Genomic DNA, 8,608 nt, shown 5'->3' on the forward strand with positions numbered 1-8,608 from the left:
TCGGGCGCTCGGGCACGAGTCGGGCACTCGTCTCCGACTCAGGCTGAATAGCTACCTCTGGGCGTGGCCGAACCGCGCAGTATCGAAGACCAGCGCCACTAGCGCTTGGTGACTAAAGAGGGGCGTTGACCGTCGCGAGGCACGAATTTATGCAATCTCAAGCTTGTCCGAAAAAACCATAATCTCTTTCGCCTTGACAACGCGATGCGCAGAATATCCAAGCGAGAACACTTCACGCCTTCGGTTGGCATACAAAGTCTCAACCTCAGGCGCATTATCATAGGTGAGCAGCCAATTGCTTTCCCTTAGCCCATTAAGGCAATCGGCCAAAGCCGCGTGATCGCCTGCCTTAAACGAGTTCATGTACAAGGAGCCAGCCTTCTCGAAATAGGGCGGATCAGCATAGATAAGCGTATTCGCCCTTTTCGAGTATCTTTTGATGACAGACATGCCATCCAGATTCGACACAGTTATTCGATTGGCATGTAGGCCAACTATGCGAATACGCTCTACCAGAGTCGACCTGTTAAACCTGGCATCTATCTTGTAATTGCCGGTTTGGTCCATGCCGCCAATAGGCCCGCCATTCAGAACACCAGACCTATTCGTTCGATTTAGAAAAAAGGTGGCGAAGCCGAGTCTTAGGTAGTCGTCACGAGGCGCTTCTGCGTAGACACTTTTCTGTTTCACCCATTCATCAACCGTCAAATCTACACGATTGATCAATTCAGAGAACTCGGCAGGAAACTTAACGACTGCTGTCCAGAAAGCAAAGATTGCAGGATCAAGGTCGTTGATTACGATACGCCTCACCTGTCCCGTCGCCAGCAATCCTAATGCCGCCCCTGCCCCTCCCGCATAAGGTTCGACATAGGTTCCGGTTGTGAGATTGTTTGCACGGACAATCGCACGTAGACGGGAATATAGAGACGACTTTCCACCGGGATAACGCAGTGGCGAAACGATCGGTCTCTTCACATCTCGCGTTCGCATGTTAGCCGCACTCATACCTTGAACATAATCTTGAATAGGCCCTTCATGGTCATCCAGCATTCTCTCACATCATCGGGAGTGGCAAAGACTTGATGGTTGTGATTGATAGCGTTCAGATGGTCCACAGTCGGCACGTAACTACCCACCTTGCCGCCACGAACCTTAGCGATGACTTGGATGTAGGCCGTCTGACCATTCCGCTTGACGTGCTCCTCAAGCCAGCTCAGGCAGTGATTAAGGAAGACAAATCCTTTCACATTGAACTGAGTCCGGATGTCTTCGTTAAGCGACTCAGCATAGGCCTTGATTGTCTTCTCCAGGAACGTTCGGAGCAAATCAAAGGTCGCGTTGGGAAACCTCTTTATGTTGATGTCCGACAGTTCCTTGAAAGCTGCATGTATCGGGTAGGGGAAAGTCGCTGGCACCTGGATATCTTCTGTATCCAGAAAGCTGCGCTTGATCGACTGCGGCTTCGCCGGGGGCGTTTCGGGCTCCGCCGGCTTTCCATTTGACGCCTGCCCAGGCTCGCCCCTTTTCTTTCCTTCAGGATTACCTTGCCCAGAACCTCCATTATTTGGCTTCGGACTAGCGGGCCGGTTAGCCTTTGGGTTACTGGAAGCAGGGGGAGGATTTTGCGGAGCAAAATCTTCGTCATCCTCGATGGAGGCAGTTTCGTCCACTAGGGTACGAAGAGCGTCCATGTACGCTACGTAAGGCTCACTCGTAGTAGAGTTCAACTTGCGAGTATTTATAACCTTGTTCTTGATATCGCCAATAATCTTCTCCGCCAGCACCGCAAACTGTTTCCGCGGCATCCGCAATTCAACGGTTGACTCGGCTTCGTTTACCTCGATCTGCAGGAGATGCAAGAACCTGTCATAGTCGTACAACCGAGCCAGAGTCGACACGGGGAACGTGCGTTGCGTCACATAGTCTTTAAGCTGCGCATCTTTGTAATCCACAGTCCGAAAAAGATCCAATATGTGGCTTCGAAGGATGAATTTCCTCACGTCGACAGTCGGATACTGGGAGACTAGCTCCTCGGCCGTCTTTCCCGCATTTATTTGAGCCTGAAAGAACGCGGCCTGACGGGCAGGTGACCATGCAACACGCTGATTTCCAGTGTGCAGTGCCGCGATAAGCTGATCCGCATCATCCTGATTTGGTGCCACTTTCACCGTGATCCTGCGCAGACGTTCCCGCTGAGGCAGGTTCTGAACTAGCCTCGTGATGCGCGTCCGAAAGTCGGGGGCGAGCAACGGGTTTTGGATAGCCTTAAGTGCTGCGACACGACGGTTACCTTCGACTACGACCAGGCGTCCTTTACGACGAAGCACAATGGGTACCTCGTGCGTCAGGAAACCTACCTTGACGATGCTCTCTACGAGACTGAATGCCTTCTCGTTGGTGAACAGGTCGTGGATGATGTCAGCCTCGGGCACACCGAGCGGCAACTCCAAGCGCACGTTATGCGGATCCAGGTGAAGACCATCGACCACGTCCGCTACGAGCTCATCCCATTGCGACATATCGATCAAAACGGGACTCCTCGCTAAAGCTTGACATGCTCTCTATCCACTCTCTTCCTTTCAAGTACACTACCTGGCTGATCTTTGACAAGGCCTGTGCTCGCACGCAGCCGAGATGTTGCTGAATTGCGCTCGTATAGATCAAGGCGACGGCGCTTCGCGCCGCCGCACGGCCCGCCGCCCGCCCGCCGTCCGGGCGTGCGGCGTGGGCGCCGGTCCCGAACGGCGGCGGGGCTCAGGGCCGCCCACCGCGCTGAGCGCCCGCCGCACCATGCCGCACCTACCGACCAGGGACGCGCCGCCGCATGGATGCAGCACGACGATCGCCATGCTGTGGCTGGCCACTGGGGTTAGGGGTTACGGGCGATGAAGGTCCAGGACTTCGTTCATCAGTCCCGCCCCACCGTAAGCCGGGTGTCTTTCGAGCGTGATCTCCACCCTAGAAGGCCGCACGATAAGGCACGAAAGGGCACCCGCGGTAGAGACTCACCCAAGAGCGCCGAGCATGGCGGCTTGCGGACCCGCTCGACATTTGTACTCGCCGACGCCTCGTCGAACGTCGTTTCACTGCGCGGCGCAGGCGGTCGGAGTGCATCTGGGTCACCCTGCTGACCCTGCCGTTGGACGATCCGGCCAAGCTGGTCGCGCTGAGCGAGAAAGAGCAGGAGCGGCTGGACCATCTGGCCCGCATGTGGCCGGAGATATCGGGCTACTAGAGCTCGCCTACGGCGTGGCCGATCCCCGGTGGGGAGGCTGGCGTGGATCGCGGAGAAGTTCGTCGGCCGTTGTTGCCGTGATGATCGAGTGGTGGCCGCGATGGTCAGTTTGTCTTCGTGTTGGTCAGATGCGGACCGACGTAGCCCACGATCACTCGGCCGGTGACGCCTTTAGTATCGTCCATGAAGTAGATCCGTGGTGAAGTGCTGCCCTTCGAATCCAGCTTCAAATGGGCCTGCATCTCCGTCCGCGCTGAGAGATCCACCTCCTCGGGGACTCGGAAAATCCGCTCTGAACCCCACATGTTCATCGTCGTATCGGACTCCGTCATAGCCAGCTGTTTGAGCGGCCAGTTCACCGCCCCTTGCCGGGCCGATGTGCAGTGCTGGTAGAACCCACCGTTGAAGCCCTCCTTGGCTGCCTGTGCGTAGGAGTCAAACGCCCGCAGGGCGTTCCACGCCTTCGCCGCCCACACCCGGGCCCGGTTCGCTTCGTCGAGTTCCAGAGCCTTGCCCTTTTCGGCCGTAACCAGAACGCCTCCGAACCTACCCAGCCGCTCCCATAGCTCTTCGAATGAGCCCGGCACGCCCTGGGGCTGCTCGACGACGACCGTGTCCTCATAGCGCCCTGCATCTCGAAGTCGGCCCCTCAAAACGTCCGCCTCGGCCCGCGCCCGCTCCACATCATCCAGGGCACGCAGAGCTTCCTCCATGTCCCCGTCCGCTCGCTCTACGGCCGAATGAAGCTGCTCCTCTAGAGAGACCACGGTACGCGCCGACAGCTCAGCGGTACGCCCGGCCTCCTTCAACTCCTGGTCCGCCTGCGCGAGCAACGCCTTCAGCTCTGCGACATCATTGCGCATCATCACCAGTTCGTCGGAGCGCCTGACCACGGCTAGGGCGGCCTGACGCTCCTCGCGACCGCGCTGGCCTGCGTCGGGAAACGAGAGGCTTCGCAACACGTCCGGCAGCGCGGCCTCGGTCGAGATCCGCTGGATCGTGCGCGTGAGACCAAACCATGCCCCATCCCCCGGGTCGCTCATTCGGGCCATGGTCAGGAACCGGTGTCGTGGCCCGTCTTGCGGCCACGCAGGGTCCACCTCTGTCAGAAATGTGCGCACTGCCCCCGGAGCGACCCGGTGGTGCTCACCGATCGATCTGCGGAACGCATCGACGGCGTCGATGTCCTCAAGCAGGTACAGCGATGCCGCGCCGGCGCACTGCGGCATCATTCTCTTCATTCGCTCCGACCACACAGGATCGGAGCGCACCGGCCGGGCCGTGACGATTACCGGCATGCGGCGAGTTGGGTCGCACAGCACGTCAACCAGGGCATCGACGTTCTCAGCGCTCACGCTCAGTGTGTCCAGCGTCAGCAGGGCCAGGCCGTCCGCCGGTTCCAGGTCACGGACCAGGTCGCGGACCAGGCCCGGCCGACCCGGGGAGAGCGGCGCGTCGCCGTTAGGGAATACCTCCAGACCAACCGAGACCAGCGCGGACGCGTCCTCGAAGGTGATAGCGGTGATAGCGGTGCGCCAGGTGGCATCCGGCTTGTCCTCACGCAACTGCAGGCGTATCGCATGCTCAGCGCCGTCGGGCAGATAGGCGGCCTGGTTGATGAGCACCGAGACCTTATCGAGGTGATGGTAGCCGGAAGTGAAAGGGGCGCTGCCAAATTTCTTGGTTAGCCATTGAGAGCTGATGCGGCGGACATCCTGAAACACGTTATTAGCCCGCGGGACGGTGAGGGTGGTTCGATGAGCGAGCGGATTGCTGTTGACGATCATGATGGCTCTTCACATGTGGGCTCGGCATTGGGGAGGGGCGCCACTAGATGGTCTGCATGGGCGACAGTCTTCTCGTTCGGGAGTCCTGCACGGACTAGATCCTCTGTATACGTCACTGCCCTGATGCTCCAGGACGCCGGGGCTAAGCGAGGATTGGCTTGCTCCCCGACGGCGGCAGCAAACACGAAAGGCGCCGTTCTTGGGGAGAAAGGCGCCGCTCGTGTTCGTGCGGTCAGTTACAGAGCAGCGGGAGCTTTCTTGTACCAACCGGTGATGACGTGCACCAGGTGGACAATGTTCTGGGTCCGCATGATTGGTGCGGCGGCGTTCGGCTCGAAGTCTTTACTTGCCTCGCTGGTGCGCCAGATGCTGTTCTCAGTGACCGGCGCGGGCATGTGGCGGTCCAGACGCTTGAAGAAATCGGTGATGTCATCGAGTTCCACCGGGTTATCGCCCGTGCGAAGCTCACGGAACACTCCACCAAGGACCCGCAGCATGCCCACCGATCCGAGCAACGAGGTGCGGCGCAGCTGCTGGGCCATGGTCAGCTCATCGGCTTTGCGTTCCGCCTCGGGGTCGTCCTCGGTGACGGCGGCAAGGCCGATGAAGGCGTTGGATATGACGTCGAGGAAGTCCTTGACCTGCTCGATCACCTCTCCATCAGTCAGGGTCTGCTCGGCCTTCTTACTGATGCGGCCTCCGGCACCGGCGATGACGGCGCGCGTAATGTCGGCTACATGCTTGGCACCCATGAGGTTGGGGTTCTTCAAGGTCATACGGTCCTGCTCAGCGTCGACCCGACCCTTGAGTAGCGGGTGGTCGATCACATCGGACAGGGTGCGGTTGGCGACCTTATAGCTGTCGAAGCGGGCGCGGACAGCGCTGCTGATGCCCTTGGCGTTGTCAGCGACATCGACGAACATCTGCTGGGCCTTGATCGGGTCCAATTCCACGTAGATGTCCAGACCGACGTACTCGTCCTTCAGCCGGTTCATCTGACCGATGAGCTTTTCACGTTCCGCCTCGAGCTTGGCCGCCTTCTCGGGGCTTACCTTGCGTGCCATCTCGCGGTCGATGTTCGAGATGGCGTCGGTGATGCGCTGCTTCTCGATGGAGACCCCCAGAACCCGGTGCTGGCCGTCGATGGTGCGCAGGGAGGAGATACCCCCGATCGCCCATGGAACGGTGAGGTAGCCGACGGCGCCATGCTCATCGACCTTCTCGAAGTGACAGCCTCCGCTGTCGCGGGCCAGGAGGGCGGGGGCGACCCAGTCTTGCTTGGTATGGAGGTACTCGCCGAAGTGCTTCGCGTGGAGGCGATCAACCTTGCGGTTGTCCTTGTCGACGTTGTTCGGGTCGGGGACGGGAAGGATGGTGGGAAGGTCGAGCAGCGGCACGCGGGTGGCGTAGACGGCACGGCCGCCTTGCATGGTCTTGATGGCCAGGTAGGTACTGGAGTCCTGCGGCTTGGACAGACGCAGCGGGTCAACGTTGATGGTCAAGGCAATCTCCTGCGGGTCATGCCAAGACATTGTTTGACCCTGGCAACAGCGAAGATCGTACCAGTAACATCCTGTCAGGCTCCGCAAGATGTTAAATCTTGCATGAAGATGCAGAGCCTCCCCACTAGATCTAGCCTGCAGCGTCAAGTTTTTCTCGGCGGATTGCCGATTACGGTCGGCGTATGCGCTGGTCAGGGGCGGGGACCATACAGGCGGCGCAATCGCGTGAAGAGCAGGCTTAGCCTGGCGGGCGCGCTCCTGGAGAGGCGGGGACGGTGCCTCGCCGCAGACGCGTGAGGACGGACATGCGGCGTCTATGGCCGTTAGCATGCAGCCGAATGGCGTTGTGTCGCATCCCCCTACGATCGCCATGCGGTGGTTGGGCGCCGAGCGGGGTTGGGGGCGATCGACGGGCCGGCCCACCGGGTGGCGGGGCTTGGCGCCGTTGCGGGATATATGCGGGATGGCACCGACGGCCGGCCGGTCGCCGAAGGGTTCCCTTGCAGGTCGGGAGCGTGATGGGGCTGGTGGTTGGCGGTCCACTTCTAATCCGACGGTCGCAGGTTCGGGCGCGCCATCCACAGCCAGCCGAAAGAGCCCCTGAACAGCCCTGGACAGCGGTCTCGCGGCAGGGGATCTTGCATTGCCGTCCGGCCGTCACCGGACATCTGCGAGCCGTTCTTCCCTATGCCTTCCCTCGGCTCTCTCAGCCGTCCAGCGCTCCGGGGATCCGGCGCTTGGCCACTTCGTCCTGACGAACGATGCACTTCGCGTAGATGCGGAGGAGGATTCCACGCTGTGCCCTGCCCACTCGGCGACCTGGTGTCCGTGGCCATGTAAAAGTGGGTCTGGCCCACTTTCCGTGATCGTCGAGCGTGGCACGGTAACGGTTCGGGTGATCCATTCCTGTGCCAGGCCCGGGTTCGCGATCATGTTCGATGTCGATCACGGAGTTGCTGGCGGTTCTATTCCCGCATCTGGCGGGCGTGTGCATCGAGCGGGTGTTCTCGGCCGGGAAGACTGTCCGGGTCAGGGCCCGGAGCTGGGAGTCGGAGGCGCCCTGTCCTGGGTGCCAGGTCTCCTCGAAGCGAGTGCACAGCCGCTATAACCGCCGGTTGTCCGACCGAGCGGTGGCTGGCCGGGAAGCCTCGATTGAGCTGCGGGTTCGCCGGTTCTTCTGCGACAACGTCGTCTGCGGGAGGCGGACTTTCGTCGAGCAGGTCCCTGGGTTGACGGTCCGGCACGGCCGCCGGGCCGCTGGCCTGAGCGATGACCTGCGAGCGATCGCATTGGCGTTGGGCGGTCGGCCGGGTGCTCGGTTGGCAGAGAAGCTGTGCTCGGGCGTCGGCCGGTCAACGTTGCTGCGACTGCTACGCAGCCTGCCCGACCCCCAGTATCCGACCCCCAGAGTCCTGGGCGTGGACGACTTCGCGTGGCGTCGTGGCCATACCTATGGCACCGTCTTGGTCAATGTCGAGACCGGCAGTGTGGTCGACCTGCTGCCGGATCGGTCGGCGGAATCGTTTGCCTCCTGGCTGGAGGCCCATCCTGGTGTCGAGGTGATCTGCCGGGATCGGGCAGGTTGCTATGCCGAGGGCGGCCGGCGTGGTGCTCCGCTGGCCGCGCAGGTCGCCGATCGATGGCATTTGCTCCATAACCTGTCCGGCGCGGTCGAGCGAGCCGTCGGCCGTCATCGCTCTCAGCTGCGTGAACAACCGGACACCGTCGAAGAGCCAGACTCCGCCGCCCCGGGTCTGCCGGCCGAGGAAGGACCGCTGGCAGTCCAGACCCGGGCCCGGCATGCTGAGATCCACCAGGCACTCCAGCGAGGTATGACCATCACAGAAATCAGTCGCGACCTGCGGCTGGACCGCAAGACCGTCCGCCGCTACCTTGCCGTAGAAACTGCTGACGACCTCATCAGCAAGGAGAGGGCGAAACGGCAGACCATTCTCGACACGCACCTTCCCTACCTGCGGGAACGATGGGACCAGGGCTGCCGCAACACCGATGTGCTGTTAGAAGAGTGAGGGGCTGAGATCATTCCGGACAGCGGGATTTATGGTTGTACTTTACGACGC

5 protein-coding genes are annotated in these 8,608 nt (G+C 60.7%); 1 reads left to right on the forward strand and 4 read right to left on the reverse strand.

All coding sequences use genetic code 11. The annotated features are described in order from the left end of the window. Positions 1 to 147 precede the first annotated feature (147 nt). The 4 genes from AB0O34_RS35100 to AB0O34_RS35115 all read right to left on the reverse strand — a co-directional run bounded on the left by AB0O34_RS35100 (position 148) and on the right by AB0O34_RS35115 (position 6,527). On the reverse strand, positions 148 to 1,053 hold the full coding sequence (locus tag AB0O34_RS35100) for a DNA adenine methylase (RefSeq protein WP_363923014.1): 906 nt from the start codon (positions 1,051 to 1,053) through the stop codon (positions 148 to 150). After that, positions 1,005 to 2,531 (reverse strand): hypothetical protein, encoded by a 1,527-nt coding sequence (locus AB0O34_RS35105; protein WP_363923016.1) that lies wholly within the window; start codon positions 2,529 to 2,531, stop codon positions 1,005 to 1,007. Before AB0O34_RS35105 ends, AB0O34_RS35100 begins: the two co-directional genes overlap by 49 nt. Positions 2,532 to 3,342: 811 nt before the next feature. Next, positions 3,343 to 5,025, reverse strand: coding sequence for a hypothetical protein (locus tag AB0O34_RS35110; protein WP_363923018.1), 1,683 nt, complete (start codon positions 5,023 to 5,025; stop codon positions 3,343 to 3,345). 236 nt (positions 5,026 to 5,261) lie between these two features. Beyond that, positions 5,262 to 6,527 (reverse strand): DNA sulfur modification protein DndB, encoded by a 1,266-nt coding sequence (locus tag AB0O34_RS35115; protein WP_363923020.1) that lies wholly within the window; start codon positions 6,525 to 6,527, stop codon positions 5,262 to 5,264. Positions 6,528 to 7,465: 938 nt separating this feature from the next. On the opposite strand from AB0O34_RS35115, the gene AB0O34_RS35120 reads away from it, so the two are divergent. Next, positions 7,466 to 8,557 carry an ISL3 family transposase gene (locus tag AB0O34_RS35120; protein WP_363923022.1) on the forward strand — a complete coding sequence of 364 codons (1,092 nt, stop codon included), beginning with the start codon at positions 7,466 to 7,468 and terminating at the stop codon, positions 8,555 to 8,557. Positions 8,558 to 8,608: the final 51 nt, after the last annotated feature.

Source organism: Sphaerisporangium sp. NPDC088356 (genome assembly GCF_040685555.1).
Lineage (GTDB): Bacteria > Actinomycetota > Actinomycetes > Streptosporangiales > Streptosporangiaceae > Sphaerisporangium.